The sequence below is a fragment of the Cupriavidus sp. 05T42 genome (assembly GCF_056396345.1).
Window position 1 is genome coordinate 252,430 of record NZ_JBFTLH010000004.1, and the last position, 25,328, is coordinate 277,757.

The 25,328-nt window shown below is 67.0% G+C and carries 23 protein-coding genes; 11 read left to right on the plus strand and 12 right to left on the minus strand.

What is annotated here, in order from left to right; all coding sequences use genetic code 11:
• Nucleotides 1–52: 52 nt before the first annotated feature.
• From AC1EJR_RS07330 to dnaA, 5 genes are all read right to left on the minus strand, one after another.
• Nucleotides 53–916: a restriction endonuclease gene (locus AC1EJR_RS07330; protein WP_477146945.1), complete on the minus strand. Its 864-nt coding sequence runs from the start codon at nucleotides 914–916 to the stop codon at nucleotides 53–55.
• 73 nt (nucleotides 917–989) lie between these two features.
• On the minus strand, nucleotides 990–1,322 hold the full coding sequence (locus AC1EJR_RS07335) for a nucleotide pyrophosphohydrolase (protein ID WP_477146946.1): 333 nt from the start codon (nucleotides 1,320–1,322) through the stop codon (nucleotides 990–992).
• A 100-nt stretch (nucleotides 1,323–1,422) separates the two neighbouring features.
• Entirely contained in the window at nucleotides 1,423–3,948 is a 2,526-nt protein-coding gene (gene gyrB / locus AC1EJR_RS07340) for a DNA topoisomerase (ATP-hydrolyzing) subunit B (protein WP_477146947.1), read from the minus strand.
• 211 nt (nucleotides 3,949–4,159) lie between these two features.
• A complete protein-coding gene (dnaN, locus tag AC1EJR_RS07345; RefSeq protein WP_092291124.1) occupies nucleotides 4,160–5,275 on the minus strand; it encodes a DNA polymerase III subunit beta in 1,116 nt (371 codons plus the stop codon).
• 367 nt (nucleotides 5,276–5,642) lie between these two features.
• Nucleotides 5,643–7,403, minus strand: a complete 1,761-nt coding sequence (gene dnaA, locus AC1EJR_RS07350) for a chromosomal replication initiator protein DnaA (RefSeq protein ID WP_092291122.1) — start codon at nucleotides 7,401–7,403, stop codon at nucleotides 5,643–5,645.
• A gap of 815 nt (nucleotides 7,404–8,218) precedes the next feature.
• Between dnaA and rpmH the strand changes: the two genes are divergently transcribed.
• From rpmH to AC1EJR_RS07400, 10 genes are all read left to right on the plus strand, one after another.
• Nucleotides 8,219–8,353 carry a 50S ribosomal protein L34 gene (gene rpmH / locus AC1EJR_RS07355; RefSeq protein WP_008650850.1) on the plus strand — a complete coding sequence of 45 codons (135 nt, stop codon included), beginning with the start codon at nucleotides 8,219–8,221 and terminating at the stop codon, nucleotides 8,351–8,353.
• Nucleotides 8,354–8,496: 143 nt separating this feature from the next.
• Nucleotides 8,497–8,934 carry a ribonuclease P protein component gene (rnpA, locus tag AC1EJR_RS07360; RefSeq protein ID WP_092292073.1) on the plus strand — a complete coding sequence of 146 codons (438 nt, stop codon included), beginning with the start codon at nucleotides 8,497–8,499 and terminating at the stop codon, nucleotides 8,932–8,934.
• Between the two features lie 8 nt (nucleotides 8,935–8,942).
• A complete protein-coding gene (yidD, locus tag AC1EJR_RS07365) occupies nucleotides 8,943–9,242 on the plus strand; it encodes a membrane protein insertion efficiency factor YidD (protein WP_092291108.1) in 300 nt (99 codons plus the stop codon).
• A gap of 22 nt (nucleotides 9,243–9,264) precedes the next feature.
• The gene (gene yidC / locus AC1EJR_RS07370) at nucleotides 9,265–10,947 is read left to right on the plus strand and encodes a membrane protein insertase YidC (protein ID WP_441645438.1); all 1,683 of its coding nucleotides are present in this window, start codon (nucleotides 9,265–9,267) and stop codon (nucleotides 10,945–10,947) included.
• 122 nt (nucleotides 10,948–11,069) lie between these two features.
• Nucleotides 11,070–11,840, plus strand: a complete 771-nt coding sequence (gene tam, locus AC1EJR_RS07375; RefSeq protein WP_441591533.1) for a trans-aconitate 2-methyltransferase — start codon at nucleotides 11,070–11,072, stop codon at nucleotides 11,838–11,840.
• Between the two features lie 116 nt (nucleotides 11,841–11,956).
• On the plus strand, nucleotides 11,957–12,754 hold the full coding sequence (locus AC1EJR_RS07380) for a CHAD domain-containing protein (protein WP_477112773.1): 798 nt from the start codon (nucleotides 11,957–11,959) through the stop codon (nucleotides 12,752–12,754).
• 46 nt (nucleotides 12,755–12,800) lie between these two features.
• Nucleotides 12,801–14,228, plus strand: coding sequence for a tRNA uridine-5-carboxymethylaminomethyl(34) synthesis GTPase MnmE (gene mnmE / locus AC1EJR_RS07385; RefSeq protein WP_477146948.1), 1,428 nt, complete (start codon nucleotides 12,801–12,803; stop codon nucleotides 14,226–14,228).
• 39 nt (nucleotides 14,229–14,267) lie between these two features.
• A complete protein-coding gene (locus tag AC1EJR_RS07390) occupies nucleotides 14,268–14,891 on the plus strand; it encodes a TetR/AcrR family transcriptional regulator (protein ID WP_454757451.1) in 624 nt (207 codons plus the stop codon).
• Between the two features lie 33 nt (nucleotides 14,892–14,924).
• On the plus strand, nucleotides 14,925–15,491 hold the full coding sequence (locus tag AC1EJR_RS07395; protein WP_092291096.1) for an OB-fold putative lipoprotein: 567 nt from the start codon (nucleotides 14,925–14,927) through the stop codon (nucleotides 15,489–15,491).
• 198 nt (nucleotides 15,492–15,689) lie between these two features.
• The gene (locus AC1EJR_RS07400) at nucleotides 15,690–16,289 is read left to right on the plus strand and encodes an Sbal_3080 family lipoprotein (RefSeq protein WP_092291094.1); all 600 of its coding nucleotides are present in this window, start codon (nucleotides 15,690–15,692) and stop codon (nucleotides 16,287–16,289) included.
• Nucleotides 16,290–16,347: 58 nt separating this feature from the next.
• On the opposite strand, the gene AC1EJR_RS07405 is transcribed toward AC1EJR_RS07400, so the two are convergent.
• The 4 genes from AC1EJR_RS07405 to AC1EJR_RS07420 form a co-directional block, all read right to left on the minus strand.
• Complete coding sequence (locus AC1EJR_RS07405; protein ID WP_477146949.1) at nucleotides 16,348–18,360, minus strand: methyl-accepting chemotaxis protein; 2,013 nt, start codon at nucleotides 18,358–18,360, stop codon at nucleotides 16,348–16,350.
• Nucleotides 18,361–18,545: 185 nt separating this feature from the next.
• The gene (locus tag AC1EJR_RS07410) at nucleotides 18,546–19,520 is read right to left on the minus strand and encodes a M14 family metallopeptidase (RefSeq protein WP_092291090.1); all 975 of its coding nucleotides are present in this window, start codon (nucleotides 19,518–19,520) and stop codon (nucleotides 18,546–18,548) included.
• 14 nt (nucleotides 19,521–19,534) lie between these two features.
• Nucleotides 19,535–20,515 carry a Bug family tripartite tricarboxylate transporter substrate binding protein gene (locus AC1EJR_RS07415; RefSeq protein ID WP_477146950.1) on the minus strand — a complete coding sequence of 327 codons (981 nt, stop codon included), beginning with the start codon at nucleotides 20,513–20,515 and terminating at the stop codon, nucleotides 19,535–19,537.
• 197 nt (nucleotides 20,516–20,712) lie between these two features.
• Nucleotides 20,713–21,657 carry a LysR family transcriptional regulator gene (locus tag AC1EJR_RS07420; RefSeq protein WP_477112774.1) on the minus strand — a complete coding sequence of 315 codons (945 nt, stop codon included), beginning with the start codon at nucleotides 21,655–21,657 and terminating at the stop codon, nucleotides 20,713–20,715.
• Between the two features lie 79 nt (nucleotides 21,658–21,736).
• Here AC1EJR_RS07420 and AC1EJR_RS07425 point away from each other — a divergent pair, with 79 nt between their 5' ends.
• Nucleotides 21,737–22,549 carry a MerR family transcriptional regulator gene (locus tag AC1EJR_RS07425; RefSeq protein ID WP_092291084.1) on the plus strand — a complete coding sequence of 271 codons (813 nt, stop codon included), beginning with the start codon at nucleotides 21,737–21,739 and terminating at the stop codon, nucleotides 22,547–22,549.
• Here AC1EJR_RS07425 and AC1EJR_RS07430 read toward each other — a convergent pair.
• Genes AC1EJR_RS07430 through AC1EJR_RS07440 form a run of 3 tightly spaced genes read right to left on the minus strand, consistent with a single transcriptional unit; the run spans nucleotide 22,546 to nucleotide 25,306 of the window.
• Nucleotides 22,546–23,418, minus strand: coding sequence for a metal-dependent hydrolase (locus AC1EJR_RS07430; protein ID WP_092291082.1), 873 nt, complete (start codon nucleotides 23,416–23,418; stop codon nucleotides 22,546–22,548). The genes AC1EJR_RS07425 and AC1EJR_RS07430 overlap by 4 nt on opposite strands.
• Nucleotides 23,415–24,416 carry an alpha/beta fold hydrolase gene (locus tag AC1EJR_RS07435; RefSeq protein ID WP_092291080.1) on the minus strand — a complete coding sequence of 334 codons (1,002 nt, stop codon included), beginning with the start codon at nucleotides 24,414–24,416 and terminating at the stop codon, nucleotides 23,415–23,417. The genes AC1EJR_RS07430 and AC1EJR_RS07435 overlap by 4 nt, the downstream gene beginning before the upstream one ends.
• Nucleotides 24,413–25,306 carry an SDR family NAD(P)-dependent oxidoreductase gene (locus AC1EJR_RS07440; RefSeq protein ID WP_477105418.1) on the minus strand — a complete coding sequence of 298 codons (894 nt, stop codon included), beginning with the start codon at nucleotides 25,304–25,306 and terminating at the stop codon, nucleotides 24,413–24,415. Before AC1EJR_RS07440 ends, AC1EJR_RS07435 begins: the two co-directional genes overlap by 4 nt.
• Nucleotides 25,307–25,328: the final 22 nt, after the last annotated feature.

The window sequence follows — 25,328 nt, forward strand, 5'->3', positions numbered from 1 at the left end:
GGTAAGTCGGCAGATCCGAGACAGCCCGCTCTATCCGCGAAAACCGTATCCCTCACAGTCCCCGAACACCACGGCACTTTGGAAACGCCTCACATCCCCAAAATGCCTTACCCACGTTAGCGCCTTGCTTTGCGATCCGCTGGAGCATCTGTGCACCGCACTTCGGGCAAGCTGGCGTCGGGCCGGCACTTGAGGCCATCGGTTCGACGGAGGTATATTGTGCCGACAGTGCAGGAGATGGCGCGATCGCTTCGTTTTTTCGAATMCGAGCCAATAGCGACGCGCCATCCACGAGTTCGATATTCTTGCCCCTGGCAAATGCCGCCGCATCCGACGTGAAAACGCCTGACGTCACGACAAAACCGCCAGCCGCGCCTCTATCCGTCATGACGCCGTAGAGTTCCCGAACCACTTTCACGGAGACCTTGTACGCCTTCCACTGTTTGCATTGAACCAGGAATATCTCGCCGGACTTTCGCAATTGTAGGTCCACGCCGCCGTCAGCTCCACCGCCACCGACTTCTGTCACGGTATAGCCATCTGCGCGAAACGCCTGTCCCACAAGCATTTCKAACTCGCGCCACGACATTTGATTCAGGGCTTTACCTGACGCATCAGCGGCTACCGCGCCAATAAGCCTCTCTCGCTTTTTCTTTTCAAAATACGACGCCAACGCGCCTGCGAGAACGATGGTAGGGACGATGTACTGGCCATATGTGGCGAACGCCTTGACCATCTGTGCAACAACCATACTGCCGATCTGACCAGGCGGCACATTGGTGGGAACGTCGGCGATGGCATAACGATGCAATATGCCGTAGGCGACCACAGCAAGGACTACGCTGGCCCACCATGGCAACATCCGGGCAATACCGAAAAGATCCTCGAAGACACCGTTATTATTTCTTCTTGCCATCGCGATGCTCGCTTACGCCCGTAGGGTTTTTGAATTCGTCCTTATGCCGCGAGTGTGCCTGAATTCGATTCCGCTACGCTTCCCCCGCAGGTGGGGGATATTTCACCGCATTCATTTCCATTTTCGCCCTCACCGCGGCATCCAGATCCACCCCCAACGCCGTCACAAGCTGCGTGAGGTAAATCGTAATATCCGCCAGTTCCTGCTCCACATGCGCCCGCTCCGCGGTCGCCATGACGTTGCGGGATTCCTCTTCCGTCTGCCACTGGAAGATTTCCACGAGTTCGGACACCTCGACGCTCAGCGCCATGGCGAGATTCTTGGGGCTGTGATACTTGCCCCAGCCGCGCCGCTCGCCAAAGGCGKCGGCGGCGAGTTGGAGATTCTTGATATCGATGAGAGGCATGGACAGTCTCACTTCAATGAAAAAGGGTTACGGCCTGGCAAGCCGTAACCCCATTTGATGACTAGCGTTTTTATGATCTCGCTAGGATCGGCGCACCACCTCAAACATCAATATTCCGCGCCACCAGCGCATTCGACTCAATGAAATGACGACGCGGTTCCACTTCGTCGCCCATCAGTGTGGTGAAGATCTGGTCGGCCGCGATGGCGTCTTCGATCTGCACGCGCAGGAGGCGGCGCTGGGTCACGTCCAGCGTGGTTTCGAACAGCTGCTCGGGGTTCATCTCGCCCAGGCCCTTGTAGCGCTGGCGGGACACGCCGCGCTCTGCTTCGGAGAGCAGCCATTGCATGGCCTGGTGGAAGTCGGACACCGTCTGATCGCGCAGGCGTTCGCCTTCGCCGCGCTTGACCTTGGTGCCTTCCGGGATCAGGCCCTGGAAGGTCGTGGCGGCGCGGGCGAGTGCGGCGTAGTCGGCGCCATGGACGAAGTCCGCGTCCAGGTGCGACAGGCGCACGTTGCCGTGGTGCCGGCGCGCGATCATCAGGCGGTKCTTGTCGGTTTTCTCGTCGAATTGCGCATACACGTCAGCGGTGCCGTCGTCGTTCACGGCGGCGCCCAGCAGCGTCTTGGCGTGCATCTCGGCCAGCTTGGCCTTCAGCGCCACGGCCGAGGCTTCCGCCGCTGCCGCGTTGTCGAGATCCAGCACCACGCCGTCGGCGATGGCGCGCAGCGCGTCCGGGTCGACGATGCGGGACAGGCGGCCGATGACGCCTTCGGCCAGCTGGTACTGGCGCGCCAGCTCGGTCAGGGCGTCGCCCATGATCTCGCTGCCGTCCGGGCGCGTCAGGGACGCCTTCTCCATCGCCAGCTTCAGCAGGTAGGCGTTGAGTTCGTTGTCGTCCTTGATGTACCGCTCTTCCTTGCCGTGCTTGATCTTGTACAGCGGCGGCTGGGCGATGTACACATAGCCGCGCTCGATGATGTCCGGCATCTGGCGATAGAAGAACGTCAACAGCAGCGTGCGGATGTGCGAGCCGTCCACGTCCGCATCGGTCATGATGATGATGCGGTGGTAGCGCAGCTTCTCGAGGTTGTAGTCGTCCTTGCCGATGCCGGTGCCCAGCGCCGTGATCAGCGTCAGCACTTCCTGGCTGGACAGCATCTTGTMGAAGCGCGCGCGTTCCACGTTCAGGATCTTGCCCTTCAGCGGCAGGATTGCCTGGAACTTGCGGTCGCGGCCCTGCTTGGCCGAGCCGCCTGCGGAGTCGCCCTCCACCAGGAACAGTTCGGACAGCGCCGGGTCGCGCTCCTGGCAGTCGGCCAGCTTGCCCGGCAGGCCCATGCCGTCGAAAGCGCCCTTGCGGCGCGTCATTTCGCGGGCCTTGCGGGCCGCCTCGCGCGCACGAGCGGCATCCACGATCTTGCCGCAGATGATCTTGGCGTCGTTCGGCGTTTCCAGCAGGAAGTCGGTCAGCGCCTTGCTTACCAGTTCCTCCACCGGCAGACGCACTTCGGACGACACCAGCTTGTCCTTGGTCTGCGAGCTGAACTTCGGCTCGGGCACCTTCACGGACAGCACGCAGGACAGGCCCTCGCGCATGTCGTCGCCGGACGTCTCGATCTTGGCCTTCTTGGCGATCTCGTTTTCTTCGATGTACTTGTTGATGACCCGCGTCATTGCCGCGCGCAGGCCGGTCAGGTGGGTCCCCCCGTCGCGCTGCGGAATATTATTCGTGAAGCACAAAACCTGCTCGTTGTAGCCATCGTTCCATTGCATGGCCACTTCCACCGTGATGCCTTCCTTCTCGACATTCGCGTAGAAAATGGTCGGATGCAGCACGGTCTTGGCGCGATTGATGTACTCGACGAAGCCCTTCACGCCGCCCGAGTAGGCAAAATCCTCTTCCTTGCCCGTGCGCTGGTCGGTCAGGCGGATGTGCACGCCGTTGTTCAGGAACGAGAGTTCGCGGATGCGCTTGGACAGCACCTCGTAGTGGAACTCCACGTTGGTGAAGATTTCCTCGTCGGCCAGGAAGTGCACTTCGGTGCCGCGCTTGTCGGTCGCACCGATGACCTTCATCGGCGAGACTTCCACGGGGTTGCCATCCGGACCGTTCACGGTCTCGATCACGCGGTTCTGCACCTCGCCCTTGGCGAACTCGATCAGGTTGACCTGGCCGTCGCGGCGCACGGTCAAACGCAGCCACTTGGACAGCGCGTTCACGCAGGACACGCCCACGCCGTGCAGGCCGCCAGACACCTTGTAGCTGTTCTGGTTGAACTTGCCGCCCGCGTGCAACTCGGTCATGGCGATTTCCGCCGCGCTGCGCTTCGGCTCGTGCTTGTCGTCGAACTTCACCGCCGGCGGAATGCCGCGGCCGTTGTCGACGATGGAGATCGAGTTGTCGCTGTGGATCGTGACCTGGATCTCGGTGCAATAACCAGCCAGCGCCTCATCGATGGAGTTATCCAGGACCTCGAACACGAGGTGGTGCAGGCCAGTACCATCGGAGGTGTCGCCGATATACATGCCCGGGCGCTTGCGTACCGCCTCCAGGCCTTCCAGGATCTGGATCGAAGAGGCTCCGTAAGAGTTTTCCTGCTGCGGATTTTGCTGGTCGGTCATGTTTTCCTACTCACGATACTCACGGCAAATGCGGAATCCGGTCCCGACGCCGGGCTGGCGCGGGGTCTGGGGTCCGCAATGGCGGGTTACTTAAAAACGGCAAAAGGGGCGGATCGTTGGGATCCTGCCCCTGCTGCGGTGTGTGCCCGGTTGTCTACTGGACAGTCCACGGCCATCCCCGCGTGGGCGGGCATGACCGGAGTCCCGGTCATCAGATCCGCATCGGCATGACGACGTACTTGAAGTTGTCGTCTTCCGGTACGGTAATCAGGGCGCTCGAATTGGAGTCCCCCAGGCTGACCTGCACCTGTTCGCTCTTCAGGTTGGCCAGCACGTCGAGCAGGTAGGTCACGTTGAAGCCGATATCGAGCGCGTCGCCCGAGTAATCGAGTTCGAGTTCTTCCTGCGCCTCTTCCTGATCGGCGTTGGTCGAGCTGATCTTCAGCATGTGCGTATCGAGGATACAGCGCACGCCCTTGAACTTGTCCGTGGTCAGGATGGCGGTACGTTGCAGCGCCTGCTGCAGCTTCACGCGGTCGATCGCGAACGCATTCTTGTAGCCCTTGGGGATCACGCGCTGGAAGTCCGGGAACTTGCCTTCCACCAGCTTGCTGATCAGTTCGATGTTGGCGAACGTGAACTTGACCTGGTTGGCCGCCAGCTGCACCTGCACGGGATCGTCGTTATCTTCGAGCAGCCGCTGCAGTTCCAGGATGGTCTTGCGCGGGATGATCACTTCCTGGCGCGCGCCGCCGCCGGTGGCCTCGGTCTCGAGTTCCACGCCGCAGTACGCCAGGCGGTGCCCGTCGGTGGCCACGGCCATCACCTTCTTGCCGTCCACGACGAGCAGCATGCCATTCAGGTAATAGCGGATGTCCTGCTGCGCCATGGCGAAGTGGACCATCGCCAGCAGATGCTTGAACGTCTTCTGCGGCAGGCTCACGCTCGCGTTGAACTCCGCAGCCTCGGCCACAGTCGGGAATTCCTCGGCGGCCAGCGTCTGGAGCGCGAAGCGGCTCTTGCCCGATTGCACCGTCATCCGCTTGTCGTTCAGCGACAGCGCCACGTCACCGTCAGGCATCGCGCGCAGGATGTCCAGCAGCTTGCGCGCCGCCACGGTGGTGGCCACGCTGTCGCTGCCAACGCCGCATTCGGCGTGGGTGGTGATCTGGATCTCGATGTCCGTCGAGAGGAAGGAAACATTCGAGCCGGACTTGCGAATCAGCAGGTTGGCCAGGATCGGGAGGGTGTGGCGGCGCTCCACGATGCCGCTCACGATTTGCAGCGGACGCAGCAGATTGTCTCGCGAGGTTTTGACCAATTGCATTGAATTTATCCTTCGTCGTTTGTCGTCAGCGACCGCAGGTTGCGCGCAACCCCAAATTCACTTAGGAATCAAGGAGTTAATTGTGCATTGTACCAAGGATAAGCCGCTGCGGTGAAGCGGGCCGGCTCCGGCGCGGAGGACGGCTGTGCCTAAAAAGCCACGATCCGTCATTTCTTCCCGCCAAGCCGCCCCGACTCACCGCAAAGCCTTATCTGAGGCCGATTTCCCGCGATCCAAGCGTTTCGTTCAGTCGCCCGTTTGCCGCCGGGCGCGCACCCTGTAGTATGCCAGCCCGGCAAGGCCAACCTTTAAAATCATAAAACGGTGCCAGGCGGCGCAGGATTCACCTGCGTCACCGGCTCAGGCATCACCCCTTGAGCGTCTGTTCCAGCACGTGCAGCTCGTGGTTCAGCTGCGCGTCCTTGCTCCGCTCGTCGGCGATCTTGCGCACGGCGTGCAGCACCGTGGTGTGGTCGCGTCCGCCGAACAGCTCGCCGATCTCCGGCAGGCTCTTCTGCGTCAGCTCCTTGGCCAGGTACATGGCGATCTGGCGCGGCCGGGCGATATTGGCGGGCCGCTTCTTCGAATACATGTCCGCGACCTTGATGTTGTAGAAGTCGGCACAGGTCTTCTGGATGTTCTCCACCGAGATCTGGCGGTTCTGCACGGTTAGCAGGTCCTTCAGCGCCTCACGCGTGACATCGATCGTGATGTCCTTGCCGTGGAAGTTGCTGAACGCCAGGATCTTGCGCAGCGCGCCTTCCAGCTCGCGCACGTTGGAACGCAGGTGCTTGGCGACGAAGAACGCCACCTCTTCGGGCACGCTCACGTTCTCGGCGGCGGCCTTCTTCATCAGGATGGCCACGCGCATCTCGAGCTCGGGCGGCTCGATGGCCACGGTCAGCCCCGAGTCGAAGCGCGAGATCAGCCGGTCGTCGATGCCGGTGATTTCCTTCGGATACGTGTCGCTGGTGATAATCACCTGCGCGCGATTCGCGATCAGCGCCTCGAACGCGTAGAAGAATTCTTCCTGCGTACGGTTCTTGCCGGAGAAGAACTGGATATCGTCGATCAGCAGCAGGTCCAGCGAGTGGTAGTACCGCTTGAACTCGTCGAACGCCTTGCGCTGGTACGCCTTCACCACATCGGACACATACTGCTCCGCGTGGATGTAGCGGATCCGCGCGCGCGGGTTCTCCATCAGCATGAAATTGCCGATGGCATGGATCAAGTGGGTCTTGCCCAGGCCCACGCCGCCATAGAGATAGAGCGGGTTGTACGACTTGCCCGGGTTGTTGGCCACCTGGATCGCGGCGGCGCGCGCCAGCTGGTTGGCCTTGCCGGTGACGAAGTTGTCGAACGTCAGGATCGGGTTCAGGCGCGAGCGCTCATGCACCGTGTCGCTAGGCTGGGCGCCGCCCATCGGCTGCGGCTGGCCCGGGTGGGACTGGTGCTGCGGGTGTTGTTGGTGCTGCGGGTGCTGCTGCACATGCTGCGGATGCTGGGGCTGCACGCGGTACGAACGCGCGCTGGCCTCCGACGGGTCCATCTGGGCCACGTCGATATCACCGATATCCGCGCCATGKCCGCCGGCATTGCCTTGCAGCGGATGACCGGTGTGCGGCGCCTGCGGCATCTGCGGCCGCGCCGGGTAGTTGCCCTGGGGATTCAGGGCAGCCATGCCGGGATAGCCGCTCGGCGCGCCCGGGTTCGGATAGTCGGGATAACCGGTTCCCTGCGGCGCATGAGAAGCGCCGTGTTGTCCACTCGGATAGCCGTTGCCGGGTGCGCCCATCGGCGTACCCATTGCAGCGTGCGCGCCGGCGTTGTCACCCATCTGTGCCGTGGCCTGCTGGGTATAGGCGGCCGCGCGCCCCGAGGCGGCAGGGTCAAGGACAAAGTGAACGCTAACCTGCGCTTCCCAATATTCGCAGGCGAGGGCCGTGATGCGGCCCGAGAATTGGCTCTTGACCCAGTCGAGCTTGAAGCGGTTAGGCGCGGCAATCCGCAGCGCATGCGCCTCCTCGTCGAAGGCGACGGGCGCCAACGGCTTGATCCAGGTCTTGAACTGTTGCGGCGTCAGTTCGCGCTCGAGTTGCGCGGCTGCCGCCTGCCAGAAATCTTGCATGTGTTCTTGTTTGGTGATCGCGCCAGGCCGCAGCGCGTCACGAGTATCGGGGTGCCCGCCAATCATCCGGCTTCCCGCCACGCGGCCCCTCGGGGGCCAGCGCGACGCGGCAATGCCACCCCATCGGCGTGCGGCAAGCATCGCCCGATCAAGCGGTATACCAAGGCAGGAAGTCCGGGTTGTGCGTGCGCCACGCGGCCCGTGTAGTGTTTGGACCGGGATTGTACCCCCCGCCTCAAGTTATCCACAAAGGATAACCCTGTGGACAAGTTGTGAAAATTCAGTGGATTGCTGTGCACAACCTATAAGGAAGAACGGCCCGGAGAGGGGCCTGGGCAGCTGATAATCCATCGGAAACAACGAGTTGGACATCTTGGCTACCGCATATAGGTGACCCCGGATACCCACAAGGTTACCCACCGGCCATTGTGGACAATGGCGCACCGACGCATGCGCCTGCCATTGTGGCGGCGTCGGCGGCACTGGCCATCCGTTGCCTTGACAGTTCGCGCGAATATCGGTTAAATGGCGGGTTCTGCGATGCGGCAGGGGATCACGTATGCGCATCGCCGGGTCTGGCCCGTACCGCCACGTGTAAACATGTGCGGCATMAGGCAAGCGGCCTGATCCCCCGTCAGCGCCTCGGCCTTCAGCCAGGCCAGCGGCGGCCGGCAGCAAGACAGAACCAGAATCGTCGGCAGACCGCAGCAAACCCGATCGGAATTGCGGCGGCCCCATGCGAACCATACGCGGCGGCCAAGGCGCCCCGGCATTGGCCGGCGCCCGGAAAGCCCGGATCAACCAGAGAGTGCAACATGAAACGTACCTACCAACCTTCCGTTACCCGCCGCAAGCGTACCCATGGTTTCCGCGTGCGCATGAAGACCCGCGGCGGCCGTGCCGTCATCAACGCTCGTCGCGCCAAGGGCCGCAAGCGCCTGGCCATCTGAGCGCCGGGCGACCGGCCCGGACGGTCGAGCGCCGCGATGGCCTGCCATCGCACCGCGCACTGACCGTCCCCGCCACCGCCTCGCACTCAGGTCAGCCAGGGGCAGCCGCCGCAAGCCCAGCGATCCCGCTAGCTTTGCACAGCGTGTCTACCCATGCCTTTCCCAAAGCCGCGAGGCTCACAAAGACGGATGAATTTTCATCCGTTTTTGCTTTGCGGCCACGGCGTCGCAGCGCACACTTCGTGCTGTACGTGCGAGCCAACGGCCAGGCGCAGGCCCGGCTGGGCATCGTCGTCGGCAAGAAGTTCGCGCCGCGCGCCGCCGAGCGCAACCTCGTGAAGCGCATGGCGCGGGAACTGTTCCGGGGCCAGCAAGCCAAACTCGCGGGCCGCGACATCCTGTTGCGGCTGCAGGCCAAGTTTCCGCGCGCGGACTTCGCCAGCCGGACGGCCGTCCGGCGGGCGTGCCTTGCGGAAATCGCCGGCCTGCTCGAGGTGGCGGCCAGACCCTTGCCCACCGCCCCGCCCGCCGTCGATGCGGCCGGCCCGGCGGCGCCTGCCACGCCCAACGCGCCTGCCTGATATCCACCATGAAGCGAATCCTGCTTGCCCTGCTGCGCATCTACAAGATCGCATTGAGTCCGTACCTGGGCTCGCGGTGCCGCTTCCTGCCTACCTGCTCCGAGTACGCCCGTGACGCCATCGTGCTGCACGGACCGGCCCGGGGCAGCTGGATGGCCGCGTGCAGGCTCTGCCGCTGCCATCCTTTCACGCAGGGCGGGTATGATCCCGTGCCCGACCCCACGAAACACGGGAATGCCGCCGCGGCGACTCCTGCCTCCGCCGCGCCAGGCCGCCCGCCTGTCACGGTCCGGCTCCCGAGACCCTGATTTCCTCCGACCATAKCGAGACATGGATATCAAACGCACCATCCTGTGGGTCATCTTCTCGATGGCCCTCGTGCTGCTCTACGACAACTGGCAGCGCGCCAACGGCCACGCGTCGATGTTCTTCCCGAGCGCCAACACGCAGCAGCAGGCCGCCCCGGCCGGCGGCGCGAGCGGCGCTGCGGCGCAGGGCGACGTGCCCAAGGCGAACGCATCGGCCACCGCGGGTGCTTCGGCGCCGGGCGCAGTGCCTGGCGCCCCGCAGGCCGCTGCCCAGCCCACGGGCGAGAAGGTGGTGGTCACCACCGACGACCTGCGTGCCGAGATCGACACGGCCGGCGGCATCCTGTCCCGCCTGGAGATGCTCAAGCACCACGAGAAGGACGGCAAGCCGGTCGTGCTGTTCGAACGTGACGCCAACCGCACCTACATGGCGCGCTCCGGCCTGATCGGCGGCGACCTGCCCAACCACACCACGGTGTTCTCGGTTGCGCCGGGTCCGCGTACGCTGGATGGCAAGGACAAGCTCGAAGTGGTGCTGACTGCCGAGAAGAGCGGCGTGAAGTTCGTGAAGACTTACATCTTCCACAAGGGCAGCTACGTGGTGGATGCGCGCTTCGACGTGACCAACGCCGGCACGGCGCCGATCTCGCCGACGCTGTACCTGGAACTGGCGCGCGACGGCAGCAAGGTCGAGCAGTCGCAGTTCTACAGCACCTTCACCGGCCCGGCCATCTACACCGATGCCGACAAGTATCACAAGCTGAGCTTCGAAGACATCGCCAAGGGCAAGGCCACCGTGCCGGCTGCCACCACCAGCGGCTGGGTGGCGATGGTGCAGCATTACTTCGCCTCCGCCTGGATTCCGCAGGCTGGCAAGCAGCACAGCTTCTACGCCGAGCAGATCGATCCGAACCTGTACCGCGTGGGCATCCAGCAGCCGCTGGGCCAGATCGCGCCGGGCGCCTCGGTGACCACCGATGCCCGCCTGTTCGCCGGTCCGCAGGAAGAGCGCATGCTCGAGCAGATCACGCCGGGCCTGGAGCTGGTGAAGGACTACGGCTGGCTGACCATCCTCGCCAAGCCGCTGTTCTGGCTGCTCGAGAAGCTGCATGGCGTGCTKGCCAACTGGGGCTGGTCGATCATCGCGCTGACGGTGCTGATCAAGCTGGTGTTCTTCCCGCTGTCCGCGGCGAGCTACAAGTCCATGGGCAAGATGAAGGACCTGCAGCCGCGCATGACCGCCATCCGCGAACGCCACAAGGGCGATCCGCAGAAGATGAACCAGGAGATGATGGGGCTGTACAAGACCGAGAAGGTCAATCCGCTGGGCGGCTGCCTGCCCATCGTGATCCAGATCCCGGTGTTCATCGCGCTGTACTGGGTGCTGCTCTCGTCCGTGGAAATGCGCGGCGCGCCGTGGCTGGGCTGGATCCACGACCTGTCGGTGCCGGATCCGTTCTACATCCTGCCGGTGGTGATGGCCGTGTCGATGTTCGTGCAGACCAAGCTGAACCCGACCCCGCCGGACCCCGTGCAGGCGAAGGTCATGATGATCATGCCGCTGGTGTTCTCGTTCATGTTCTTCTTCTTCCCGGCCGGCCTGGTGCTGTACTGGGTCGTGAACAACATCCTGTCGATCGCCCAGCAATGGCAGATCAACCGGATGCTCGGCAAGGGCAAGGCGGCGGCGGTGGCCAAGGGCTGATCGCGCTGACATTCGCCTGAGACGAATCTGAAAGTAAGCCCGGCCTCGCGCCGGGCTTCTTTTTTGGTGCGCCGGCGGCGTATGCTTGTGCCCTGATCCAGCCACGATGAAGAGGACGCGAGATGACATGGTCGGCCAGCCAGTACGTACAGTTCGAGGATGAGCGCACGCGCCCGGTGCGCGACCTCGTGCAGGCGATTCCCACCCGCGAGGCGCGGCGCGTGGTCGACATCGGCTGCGGGCCCGGCAACTCGACCGAGGTGCTCGCGGCGCGCTATGCCGACGCCCAGGTCACCGGCCTGGACAGCGATGCCGACATGGTGACGGCCGCCCGCAAGCGCCTGCCGAATATCGACTTCGCCCTCGCCGACGCCACCACGTGGACCGACGCCGGCCCCTATGACGTGATCCTGGCCAACGCGGTGTTCCAGTGGGTGCCCGATCACGCCACGCTGTTCCCGTCGCTGGTGAGCAAGCTCGCGCCGGGCGGCAGCCTGGCCGTGCAGATGCCGGACAACCTCGACGAACCGCCGCACCTGCTGATGCGCGAGACGGCCATGAACGGGCCGTGGTCGCCCAAACTCACGGCGGCGGCGCAGGCGCGCACGCCGCTGGCGTCCGAGCGCTGGTACTACGAACTGCTCAAGCCGCATTGCTCGCGCGTGGATGTCTGGCGCACCATCTACCAGCATCCCCTCAAGGGCGGCCCCGCCGCCGTGGTGGAGTGGTTCAAGGGCAGCGGCCTGCGGCCATTCCTGGCGCCGCTGGACGCCGCCGAGCAGGCCGACTACCTGCGCCAGTACGAAGCCGCGCTGGCCAAGGTCTTCCCGGCGATGGCCGACGGCACGGTGCTGCTGCCATTCCCGCGCGTGTTCATCGTCGCCACGCGCTAGCGGCAACTCCTTGGGCGCCCTTGTGCGGCGCAGCGGTCACAGCATCTCCGGCGACGCGTGCGCTATCGCCTACACTGCAGTGACACAGTCATTGTCGTGGAGGTCAGAGGTTGCCGATGCCAACCGCCCCCGCCCTGCACCGGAACATGCGTCCGGCCCAAGCCTTCGTGGACCTGGCCACGCAGGGCCTCAGCGCCGTGGAGGACGGGCTGGAACTGGTCTTGCACCGCGATCAGGCAGAGGACGTCCACGCGCTGCGCGTGGCCTTGCGACACCTGCGCGCCGTGGCCTGGGCCTTCGGCCCGGTACAGCCCGCGCGCGTCAAGGCCCGCTGGAAGCGGGCGCTGCGCGACGTGGCGAACGCCGCCAGCGACGTGCGCGACTGGGACGTGTTCGTCATCGAGACGCTGTCCCCGGCGCTGGCCGACCATCCTGGCGATGCCGTGCTGGTGGCGCTGATCGAGACCGCGCAGGCACGCCGGTCGGCCGCGCGGGAAGGCATGGTTACACGATTGTCACGATATCGGCAGGCGCCTTTGCCTACACTGCACCGAGACCTGCTGCACCTTGCCGGGCGCAAATCGCGCGGCAAGCTGGGCGCGTTCGCCCGCAAGCGCATCCGCAAGGCACGCGATCGGGTACGTGACCTCACCCGCACCGCGCGCGACGGCCGGACCGAGCACGTGCACAAGCTCCGCATCGGCAACAAGCGGCTGCGCTATGCGATCGAAGCGCTGTCCGATGTCCTGCCGAAGTGCTATCGCAAAGGACTGCGCAAGCAACTCGTGGCAAGGCAGGGGGAGCTCGGCGCCGTGATCGACGCCTCGGTGGCACGTCGGTTGATGGCGGAATGCCTCGGTGTATCGACGACCGAATCCATGGCCGAATCGACAGCCAAACCCACCCCGCCCTAACCGCCGGCATGCGCCGCACCCATCCCGTTCTGCGACAATAGTGCCCATGACTGCTCCCCAGCTTCCTATCGCCGCCATCGCTACCGCACCAGGTCGTGGCGGCATCGGCGTCGTGCGCGTCTCCGGCCCCGATGTGGGCACCGTGATGCGCGCGGTCTGCGGCCAGACGCTCAAGCCGCGCCATGCCACTTACCTGCCCTTCCTCGATGCGCGCGGCTGCGTGATCGACCACGGCCTCGCGCTGTACTTCCCCGCCCCCAACTCGTACACCGGCGAAGAGGTGCTCGAACTGCAGGGCCACGGCGGACCGGTGGTCATGCAGATGCTGCTGTCGCGCTGCCTGGAGTCCGGGCGCGAGATTGGCCTGCGCGTGGCCGAGCCCGGCGAGTTCACGCGGCGCGCCTTCCTGAACGACAAGCTCGACCTCGCCCAGGCCGAAGCAGTGGCCGACCTCATCGAAGCCAGCACCGAGGCCGCGGCGCGTTCCGCCGCGCGCTCGATGGAAGGCGAATTCTCGAAGGCCATCCACGCGCTGGTCGAGAAGGTCATCCATCTGCGCATGCTGGTGGAGGCCACGCTGGACTTCCCCGAGGAAGAGATCGATTTCCTCGAAGCCTCCGACGCGCGCGGCCAGCTGGCCCGCATCCGCAGCGACCTCGCCGGCGTGCTGAAGCAGGCGCGCCAGGGCGCGCTGCTGCGCGAGGGGCTGTCGGTGGTGCTCGCCGGGCAGCCGAACGTGGGCAAGTCGTCGCTGCTTAACGCCCTGGCGGGCGCCGAACTGGCCATCGTCACGCCGATTGCCGGCACCACGCGCGACCGCGTGCGCGAGACGATCCAGATCGACGGCATTCCGCTCCACATCATCGACACCGCCGGGCTGCGCGAGGACGCCGCCKACGAGGTCGAGCGCATCGGCATCGAGCGCACCTGGGAGGCCATCGGCCGCGCCGACATCGTGCTGCATCTGGTGGATGCCCCCGACTACATCGAGCATGGCCTGTCCGAGATCGACGACCACATCGACGACCAGCTCAGCGGCCGCCTGCCGCCGGGCGCGCCGATCGTGCGCGTGGTGAACAAGATCGACATGGCGCCCGCCGCCGGCGAGATGATGTTCGGCGGCAACCGCCCGCACGTGGTGGCGGCCAACGGGCCGAACCCGACCGAGATCTGGATCTCGGCGCGCACCGGCGCGGGCATCGACCTCATGCGCCGCGAACTGCTGCGTCTGATCGGCTGGCAGTCCGGCAACGAGGGCACCTTCCTCGCGCGCGAGCGCCATCTCACCGCGCTGCGCAACGCCCAGTCCCACCTCGACGTGGCCACCGAACGCGCGCAGCAACAGGCCCAGGCGCTCGACCTGTTCGCCGAGGAACTGCGGCTGGCGCAGGACCACCTCAACAGCATCACCGGCGAGTTCACGAGCGACGACCTGCTGGGAACCATCTTCACGCGGTTTTGTATTGGGAAGTAGGGCCTGCCCGGGCCGCACATCCCTGAACCGGAGTTACACATGCCCCGCGTCTCCAAGGCGGAAGCCGAACGGCACCGCGTCACTATCGAACAGGTCTCCTCGCGGCTGTTTCGCGAGCAGGGGTTTCATGGCATCAGCGTGGCGGACCTCATGGGGGCGGCTGGGCTGACGCATGGCGGGTTCTATGGCCATTTTGCGTCGAAGGATGCGCTGGCGGCCATCGCCTGCACGCGGGCGTTCGAGGAATCGGGCGCGCGCTGGCGCAAGCGGGTGGAGGAATCTCCGGACAAGGCCACCGCCCTCGCCGGGCTGATCGAGAACTACCTGTCCGTGCGCAACCGCAACGCCGCCGGCACCGGCTGCGCAGCGGCGGCGCTGGCCAATGACGTCGCCCGCGAGGGCGAGGAGAAACCGGTGCGTGCGGCCTTTGTCGACGGTATCCGCGATCTGCTCGAGATCCTCGAGGGCGTGCAGCCGGGCGACGACCCGGCGGCACGGCGCGCGGCGGCCATCGCGCAGCTGTCGACGATGGTCGGCGCGCTCGTGCTGTCGCGCGCCACGCTGGGCACCGGGCTGTCCAACGAGGTGCTGGCGGCGGCCAAGGCGCAGTTGCTGGCGCAGGTTGGCGACGCCGATGGGGTCTCGGGCGGCCCAACCGGGTAAACTGCCGCTTTTCCTCCTCAGCCCCCCTCCAAGATGTCCCGTCTCCGGCAAACCCTTCTCATCATCGTCTTCGTGGCGATCATCGGCATCCTGTGGTTTGTCGGCAATGACACTGGCGAGATCGTGCCGACCGGGCCCGCTCCCGCCGAGACGGCCGAGGTGGTGCCGGCCAGCGTGCCGCGCGGCATTCCGCACGACGGCACGCTCGATCCGATCAGCATCGACGAGAACCGTCCCGCCGACCGGCTGCCCGAGTACGCGGCGGCGGCCCTGCTCAACGACTATCGCGACAACACCGGGGCGGCCGACGACCGCTATCGGGGCAAATACTTCATCGTGGAAGGCGTGGCCAGCGGCATTCGCCGTGAAGGGACGGAGGTGTTTCTAGAGATCCGCACCGATGCGCCGGGCCAGGTGGTCCGCGCCGTGCTGCTGCCGGAACAGATCTGCGGACCGGCCGGGCGCCGATGCGAGGTGGAGGCACGCGCCACGATGGTCCGGCGCGGCCAGAAGGTGGCCGTGGAGTGCACCGGCGCCGGGCTGGCCGAGGGTGGCACGCCGCTGCTGAACGAGTGCCTGGTACGTGGCGGCGCCAACTAAGTCCCTAACGAAGAAGCGCCTCCCGGGCCGCCTGGCCGCCTGACAGCACGGCTGGGCCGATTTTCCCCCTCTGTTCCCCGCATTGACCGCCGCGCCGCACGCCTACAGTACGCAGGCATGCTGCCGGCACTGCGCCCCTCGCTTGTTGTTGTGAGCCCGGGCGGCCGGCACCCTCGCCGACGCGATCCAGGACACACCATGAAGAGAGCAACCCTTGCCGCTGCGCTGGCCCTGCTGGCCACCGGCTGTTCCACCTACCAGGCGGTCACCCCGGTCGACCGGCCGGTCACGTACGACCCCATCGCCGGCTACCAGTCCGGTGCCTATGGCGGCCCGGCCGAATTCCGTGTCGATGGCAACCAGGTGATTGGCGCCGATGGCGCGCTGTTCTGCGTGGTCACCAACCAGGTGAACGGCAATGCCTATGTGGAAGACTTCGCGGCCTCGCTGCGCGCGCGCAACTTCGAGGTGAAGATGCTGCCGCCGTATTCGTCGATCGCCTCGTGCCCGATGACGGCCACCTACACGGCCCAGCGCCAGACCTACGTGACGCCATTCCTGACCTCGGCGGACATCACCATCTACCGCAACGGCGAGCGCGTGGGCAAGGCCCTGTTCAACGCCAACCGCAGCGCGGGCGGCGTGAACCTGAGCCACCTGATCCCGCCGGCGTCCAAGATCGAGGAACTGGTCGACCAGCTCTTCCCGGGCCTGAAGCCCAAGCCGCAGCCGGCCCAGGCAGCGCCCGCCCCGGCACCGGCGCCCGAGGCAGCCCCGGCGCCGGCACCCGCCGCCTGACCGTCCCCGGTCAGGCCAGCAGTCAGGCCAGCAGTCAGGCCAACCAGCAGCCCAGCCATCAGGCCAGCCGGAACACCTCCACCGCCTGGCGCAGCTCCTGCGCCTGGTGATGCAGGCTCTCGGCGGCCGCGKCGGCCTCTTCCACCAACGCGGCGTTCTGCTGCGTGGTGGTATCCATCTCCGCCACCGCGCCGCTGACCTGCGCCAGCCCCTGCGCCTGCTCGCGGGAGGCCACGCTGATGTCGCTCATCAGCGCCGCCATGCCTTCCACGCGCCGCACCATGTCGTCGATGGCGGAACCGGCCTGCTGCACGGCCTCGTTGCCAGACTTCAGGTCCGTCACGGTCCGCTCGATCAGCCCCTTGATTTCGCCCGCCGCGTTGGCGCTGCGCTGTGCCAGGCTGCGCACCTCGCCGGCCACGACCGCAAAGCCGCGCCCGTGCTCGCCCGCCCGGGCCGCTTCCACGGCGGCGTTCAGCGCCAGGATGTTGGTCTGGAAGGCAATGCCGTCGATCATGCCGATGATGTCCACCACCTGCTGCGCGTTGCGATGGATCTCGGCCATCGTATCCACCACCTTGCCCACCGTCATCCCGCCCGCGCGGGCCGCCTCGGCGGCGCTGGCCACAGCGGCGTTGGCGTCGTGGGCGTTGTCGGCGTTCTGCTTCACGGTGGCGGAAAGCTGTTCGATGCTGGCCACGGTGCGCTCCAGGCTGCCCGCCTGCGAGGCCGTGCGCGACGACAGGTCCGCGTTGCCGCTGGCGATCTGGCTCGTGCTGCCGGCGATGGCCGCCACGCTGCCGCGCACCTTGTCCACGATGCCGGTCAGCCCCTGCCCCACGCCGTCGATGGCGCGCATCAGCTCGCCGATCTCGTCATTGCGCGGGCTGTCCAGCCGGGCAGTCAGGTCGCCCTCGGCCAGCCGGGAGGCCGCGCCGGCCGCGTGCGTCAGCGGCTGGCTGACCATGCGACGCAGCAGCCACCAGAACGCGGCGGACACCGCCAGCGCCACCAGCAGGCCGGCGGCCAGGAAGCGGTTGCGGCTCGCCACCAGTTCGCCACGCAGCGAATCCATCGGCACCGTGCCGGCGATCACCCACTGCCACTCGGGGTAGGTGGCGAACGCGGTCAGGCGCTCGGCGGTGGCGCCGTTGCCGTCATTGCCCATGGCCACCGTGTGCACCATCGAGCCCTCCTTGGCGGCGATCATGTCGCGCACCCAGGTCTTGCCATCGGCGTCCTTGGCGTCGATGCGCACCGAGCCCTCGCCGCCGGCCCGGTCGACCAGCACCTTGCCCTGGTCCGCGCCCGGCCGGGCGTCGATCACCATGAAGTGGCCATCGCTGCCGATGGCTTTGCGGCGGATGCGGTTCTTCAGCATCGCCAGCTCGGCCTCGACGTTCACGCCCACGTACAGCGCGCCGACGATCTTGCCGCCAGCGTCGCGCACCGGCTCGTACTTGCTCATATAGGGCTTGCCGAACAGCCACGTCAGCGCGCGGTAGGACTTGCCCGCCGCCACGGCCGTGTAGGCGGCGCCGGCGCGGTCCAGCAGCGTGCCGATGGCGCGCTGGCCGTCCTGCTTCTTGAGCGAGGTGGTCACGCGGATGTAGTCGTCGCCGGTGCGCGCGAACACCGTCGCCACCACGCCACCGGTGGTGGCGAGGAAGCGGTCGGGCACGTCGAAGCTGTTATTGAGCACGAGGTCGCCGCTGCGGAACGTCGGTGTGGCCTTGCCGGCCACTTCCACGGTCTGCGCCGGGTCCACGCTGTACGGGCCGGGCAATACGGCCGCGAAGCTCAGCATGAAGCGGTCGGCTTCCTGGAGGATGGTGTCGTCGAGCTGGCCGACCAGTTCGCTGAGGGTCTGGCTTTCGGCGTAGATGGCCTCGCGGGCCTGGTCCTCGAGCTGATGCATGCTGCTCAGGGACAGCGCCAGCGCGTAGGCGCCGAATGCGATGATCTGGACGACCAGCACCACCAGCGCGATGCGGGTGCCGATGCTCCAGCTACCGGCGAGCGCGCGCGCGCGGCCGGCCGACGCGGGTCGGGAGAGTGAGAGAGAAGTCAAAAGGGGCGCTCCGTGGCAATTCCACGCACCTTTATGGCGCGCGGGCAACGCCCGCTCTGACGGCAGGTCGTCACAGCGTCAATAACGGATGGCGCGCCCCCCGGCTTGAATGGATCGAACGCTTACTCTAATAGGTCACATCAGGATGCAATGTCGATTGCAACCGGTTGCATGGATGTGTTCGATCAAACGTCCAGCCGACCAAGTCGTACAACCGTCACACCCGGCCGAAGCTGGCGCAGCGACGGCATCACCAGCACGCAGTGGTCGTACGGCGTGGTCACCGGCTCGCCATCGCGCCAGCCGATCACGGTGCCCGCCTGGTCGAAGGTTTCCAGCCCCGTGTACGGGCCGGCGAAGCGGAAGTCCATGCTCGCCGCCACCACGGGCTCGGTCACGCGTACCACGCGCTGCGCCGCCGGGAGCGGGCGCAGCCAGCCGGCCGGCAAATCCGCTTCTTCGACGATGCCCGCCTGCAGCAGGAAGCGCGCCGTGCAGTCGCGCGCCACGTCCACGGCGGCGGTCTCCCAGTGCTGGCCGCACTCCACCAGCAGCGCGTTGCGCGCGCTGGCCGGGTCGCCGAAGCCGGCGTAGTCGCGCATGCGGCGGCCCTCGGGGTGGCCTTCGTCGACGATGATGTCCGCCGGGGCGCCGAGCGCCTTCGACAGCGCGATGCCCTTGTCGAGCGGCCCGGAGACGATCAGCGGCCGGCTTTTCTCGTGCATCGAGTGCAGGTCGAGCAGCAGGTCCACGGTATCGATCACGGGGCGCATGGCGCGGGCGCGTCGCAGTTCGCTGGAATCGCGCGTGGTGTCGTCGAGCACGGCGGCGGTCCAGACGCGGTTGAAGTCCTGGTCGACGAAGCGCGAGGCATCGGGCCGGGCGGCGTCGAAGGTGGCGTAGGCGTCCACATTGGCGAACGCCAGCGTCAGGCGCCCCCGGCGCGGACGCAGGCCGTGGTCGAGCAGGCCGGCCACGGCGATGGCGCCGCAGACCTCGTTGCCGTGTGTCAGCGCGTTGACCATCACATGCGGGCCCGGCAGGCCGGAATCGAACGTGTGGACGTAGGCGATGCCGGTGTTGCCGGCGGCGTAGGGGCGGATATCGGGAAAGCTGACCTCCACCGGATAGGCGGCGAAGGCGGGAGGCGTCTGCGTCATGGAAAGAATCCTATTTACTCGCGGATATCGGCGGTCTGCACGATGGTCCGATAGCGGGCCGTCTCGCGCTTGATAAAGGTGCCGAACTGGGCCGGATTGGCCGGCGCCACCTCCACGCCGGCTTCGGCCAGCTTCTTGCGGACGTCCGGCAGGGCCAGCACGGCCTGCATCTCGGTGTTCAGGCGGTCGATCACCGGGCGCGGCGTGGCGGCAGGCGCCATCAGGCCGAACCAGACGCCCATGTCCACGCCCTTGAGCGACGGCGTCTCGGCCAGCGCCGGCACGTTCGGCGCCACGCTGGCGCGCTTGCCCTCGGTCACGCCATAGGCGCGCACGCGGCCCGCCTGGATATGCGGCAGCGCCGAGGACAGCACCATCACGGCGAGGTCGATCTGGCCGCCCAGCAGGTCCGTGGCCATCGCGGAGGCGCCCTTGTACGGCACGTGCGTGATGTTGACCTTGCMCTGCTGCTTGATCAGCTCGCCCGCCAGGTTCAGCGGCGTGCCCACGCCCGACGACGCGTAAGACAGCTTGCCCGGCTGCGACCTGGCCAGCGCCATCAGCTCGCCCGCGTCCTTGGCCGGCAGTTGCAGCTTGCCGACCAGCACCATCGGCTGCGTGCCGACGAAGGTGATCGGCGCCAGATCCTTCTCGCCGTCATAGCGCACGGCCTGGTTGGTCAGGCGGGCGATGGAGACCTCGCTGCCCGAGCCCAGCAGCAGCGTGTAGCCATCCGCCTCCGCCTTGACCACCTTCGACGCGCCGATCGTGCCACCGGCGCCGCCGAGGTTCTCGATCACCACGCTCTGGCCGAGCCGCTTGCCCAGCTCCGGCGCCAYGGTGCGGGCGACCAGATCGACGCTGCCCCCGGCGGTGTAGCCCACCACCAGCGTGATGGGCTTGGTGGGATAGCCACCCGCCGCCTGGGCGACGGTGGCGGCGAGGGCACAACAGCTCAGGGAGGCGGCAGCGGCCGCGCGCAGCAGGGTTTTCATGGTGATTTCTCTTCCGGCAGGTGTGGTGTTGTCCGGCGATGGTAGTGAGCGCCGGGCGCGCCGGCATGCGGCTTTGGCAATGCGGGTTGCCATTTCGGCAATGGGCCGGAATGGTGCAGTTGGACGCACAAATGTGGGTCGAAAATCGACGGAGTTCGCTCCCGATTCTGCGCGCGAATCGACAGCTAAGACGCGTCCTAATCCGCCCGCTGCGCCGCCGCCCGCCAGAACGCCTCCGCCAGCGCGCGCATCGACGCCCGGGGCCGGTAGAGGCGGATGTCGAGGACAAGGTCGGAGGCGTCGCCGCCGTCCAGATCGGCGCGCACCAGACGGCCCGCGTGGAGGTCGTCGGCAATCAGCCGGGCGGGCAGCCAGGCCAGCCCCATCGACTGGCGCACCATCTCATGCACCGATTCGGCGAAATCGCTCACGGCGATCACATCGAGCCGCGCAGCCAGCTTCCGGCGCGCGATTTCCTGATTGACCATGCGGCCCATGGTCAGCGTCTCGGCGTAGGCGATCATCGGCACGGGCGCGGTACGCGCGGCGGTCTTGGCCCGGTGCAGCCGATAGGCCGGGCCGCCGCGCGCGTCGGCGGCGGCCACGCAGACCAGCCGCTCCACGCCCACCGGGTGGAAGGTGTAGCGCGCGTCGTCCAGCATCACGGGCAGGTCGTGCGGGCTGTAGCAGAGCAGGAAGTCGACGTCGCCTTCGGTGAACAGCGCGAGGGCGTCGTGCGTGGCATGGGTGGAGATGCGCGTGCGGAAGCCGGCGCCGGCCGGGTCGTCGCGCAGCGCGTGGCGCAGGCCGGCCAGCCACGCCGGCACCATCGAGCGGGCCAGCGTCTTGCCGGTGGCGATGGTCAGCGTTTTGGCATCAGCGCGATGTGCGGCCCGCAGCGACAGGCGTGCTTCGTCGAGCGTGCGCAGCGCGGCTTCGGCGGCTTCAAGGAACTGGCGGCCCTCGGCGGTCAGCCGCACGGGAAACGCGCTGCGGTCGATCAGCGGCGCGCCGGCCCAGACCTCCAGCGCCTGCATGCGCCGGCCGAACGCCGGCGGCGTGACATTGCGCAACTCGGCCGCGCGCGCCAGGCTGCCGGCCTGCGCCAGGCAGACGAAGTCTTCGAGCCAACGGATGTGCATGGGGGGCGGCGGGCGGGGCAGGCGGGAGATCGGGCATTGTAGCGCCGGCCCCTGCGCGACTCGGTTAGAATTTTCCCCCATGGCCACCGAACCGCGCGGCGCCAAGCCGCCGCATCCCGAATACACGATCGACGAACTGGCGCGCGCGGCCGGCACCACGGTGCGCAATATCCGCTCGTACCAGGATCGCGGGCTGATCGATCCGCCCGAGCGGCGTGGCCGGGTCGGCATCTACACGCCAACCCATCTCGGGCGCCTTCGCCTGATCCATCACCTGCTGGCGCGCGGCTACACGCTCGCCAACATCATGGAGCTGCTCAAGGCCATCGTCGAAGGCCACGACCTGCGCTCCATCCTCGGGCTGGAGACGGCCATCAGCAGCCCGTGGAACAGCGAGGCGCCGCGCCATTATTCCTACCTCGCACTGGCCCGGCTGTTCGGCCGTGCGGTGTCGCGCCCGGCGCTGGCCAAGGCCATCGCGCTGGGGCTGCTGGAGCCGGACGGCTTCGGCTACCTCGCGCGCAGCCCGCGCGCGCTGATGGCCGGCGCGGAGATCGCCCGGGCCGGCTTCGGGCTGGAAGACGTGCTGGACATCATCGAGCATTCCCGCAGCCACTTCCAGGCCGTGTCCGACCGCATCGTCGGCATGGTCGTGCGCGAGCTGGACCGCTTTGGCGAAGGCCAGCTGCCGCCGCCGGCCGAGGTGCCCCGGCTGGTGGACATCCTCTGGCGCATCCGCCCGCTGGCGATGGTGGCCGTGGAGACCGAGATGATGCGTGCGCTGGAAATCTCGGCCAACAAGTACCTCGGGGACCGCGTCGCCGCGATCCTTGAACACCTGCACGATCCCGCCGCGCCTCCCTCGGAACCTCCCGCCGAGCCCCGCAGCTAGGCCGCGCTGCGGATCGACGGCGCGCGCGTGCTGGCCCCGGCCTGCAGCGCGGTCTGCTCGATCTCCTCGATCAGCGGCCCGATCCGGTTCAGTTCGGCCCGGTTGTCCTCGTCCCACGGATGGAAACCCGGCCGGAAGTAGTCGAACCATTCCGGGATCATCTTGCGCAGCACACCCGGCGCGCCCCAGAGGAAGTTGACGACCTTGCCGAAGCCGGGCAGCTTGTGGCGGCAGGTCTTGTCCGCCATCACCAGCCGCACGTGGAAGACGAAGACCAGCGCCCAGAACGTGACCGTGGTGGTCAGCATGGTGAACGCGCGCAGCAGGTAGCGGTACGGGCCGGGCTTCATCACGGCGTTCCAGACGTCATAGGCCACGGCCTTGTGCTCGGTTTCCTCGAGCGCGTGCCAGGTCCACACCTGCCGGTAGCCCGGCTCCGAACGGCCCATGTGGCGCGGGTCGGACAGCATGCCGCCGGCCAGCATCGCCGTGTAGTGCTCCAGCGCGATGGTGTGCGCGAGCTGCCACGAGTGCGGCAGGATCTTGCGCAGCAAATTCAACAGTTTTGATACAAAGTTGTCGAGCTGGCTCGCCGGCAGGCCCGCGTCGTCGAGCAGCCGGTTGTAGAGGATGTGCTCGCGCGTGTGCATCGCCTCCTGGCCGATGAAACCGGCCACGGCGCGCTTCAGCTCCGGGTCGGTGAGCTGGTCGCGGTAGTGGCGCACGCTGTCCATGAAGAAGCGCTCGCCGGCCGGGAAGAAGATCGACAGCGCGTTGATGAAGTGGGTGACGTGGGGGCCGCGCTCGTGCCAGTCGCTGATGCGGGCTGGCGGGAGGTGCGGATGCACGTCGCGACGGACTGGCATCATGATGTGAGCTCCTTGATCGAAAGCGGACGGCCTGCGCCGGCGGCGTCCAGGAACGGCAGGAGGTCGGTCGCCACGCGGTGCGGGTCTTCCTCCATCGGGATATGGCCCAGGCCGGCGTAGCGGCGCAGGGTGGCGTTGGGCAGCCGCGCCAGGAAGGCGTCGGCGTGCGCGGGCGGAATCCAGCGGTCGCGGTCGCCCCACAGCACCAGCGTCGGCGCGCGCACGCCGGCCAGCAGGTCGGTGGCGAGGTCGGCGAAATCGAGCTTCGGCACCATCCGGCCGATGGCCTCGCGGCTGCCCTCGGCGTAGAAGAAATCGACATAGCGCCGGAAGGTGGCCTCGGGCACGCGCGAGGCATCGCCGTACACATCGCGCGTGGCCGCCCGGATGATCCACTCGGGCAGCAGGCGCGGCGCCGACCAGCGCACCAGCGCGTGGCGGAACAGATCTATATAGATAGGGAGTTGCATCGGGAAACCGGCCGCATCGATCAGCACCAGCCGGTTGACCAGCGAGGGGCGGCGCACGGCCAGGTCCCAGGCGATCAGCCCGCCCAGCGAGTTGCCGATCAGCGTGGCGCGCGAGACCTGCACGGCGGCCAGGAAGGCGTCGATGAAGTCGCGGTAGACGTGGATGTCCATCGTCACCACGCGGCCGCGTGCGTCGCGCAGCGGTCCGGTCAGGCCGAACGGGGCGATGTCGAGCCGCAGCACGCGGTAGCGCTGGCGCAGCGCGGGCATCAGCCCTTCCCAGGTGTGCAGGGACGCGCCGAAACCATGGATCAGCACCAGCGGCTCGCCCTCGGGCACGCCCTCCTCGGTGTAGTGGACCAGCGCGCCCATCACCTGCACCCAGCGCGAGGCCGGCAGCGCGTAGCGGCGCGCCAGCGTAGCGCGGGACAGGCTGAAGAAGCCCACCCGCCCCTGCCCGAACCAGCGCGTGAACGCGCCCGGCGGCGCCTGCAGCGCGGCTTCCCGCGGCAACGCGGCGCGGGTCATGCGCGCTCTCCTTCGCTGGCCGCCGCCGGCGTGCCATCCGGCATCAGCGTCTTGCGCTTGCGGCGCGTCTCGCGCACCACCAGCGACTGGTACGCCGCCGGCAGCAGGCGCGCCATGGCGTCTGCCGCGTACGCATCGGGCCCCACCAGCACGCGCCGCTTGTTGGCGCGCACGCCGTCCAGGATGATGCCGGCGGCCTTCTCGGGCGTGGTGATGAAGAACTTCTCGAACGCCTCACGGCCCTGCTGGGCATCGCGCACAAGCAGGCCGTTCACGCTCGGCGAGACGCGGCTGTCGCGCGCGATATTGGTCTTGATGCCGCCCGGGTGCACCGTGGTGGCCGAGACGCCGCAGTCCATCAGGTCGAGTTCCTGCCGCAGCGACTCCGTGAAGCCGCGCACCGCGTACTTGCTGGCGTTGTACGCGCCCATGCCGGGCTGCGCGAAGAGGCCGAACACGCTCGAGGTGTTGACGATGTGGCCCTCGCCGCTGGCCTTGAGATGCGGCAGGAAGGCCTTCGTGCCATGGACCACGCCCCAGAAGTTGATGCCGATGATCCAGTCGAGATCGTCGTACTGCATGCCGTCCACGGTGCTGGACAGCGCCACGCCGGCGTTGTTGAAGATCAGGTTGACGCGGCCATGCGCGGCGGCCACGTCGTCTGCCCAGGCGTGGACGGCGGCGCGGTCCGCCACATCGACGAGGTGCGCCGTTATCGTCACACCCGGCGCATGGCGCGCGACCTGCGCAGCGGTTTCCGCCAGCCCCGCCTCGTTGCAATCGGAAATCGCCACGTGGCAGCCCTCCTGCGCGAGCTGGATCGCCAGGCATCGGCCCATGCCCGAACCGGCGCCGGTGATGGCGGCCACCTTGTTTCGAAACACCTTCATGCGGGTCTCCTCTTTTATTTGG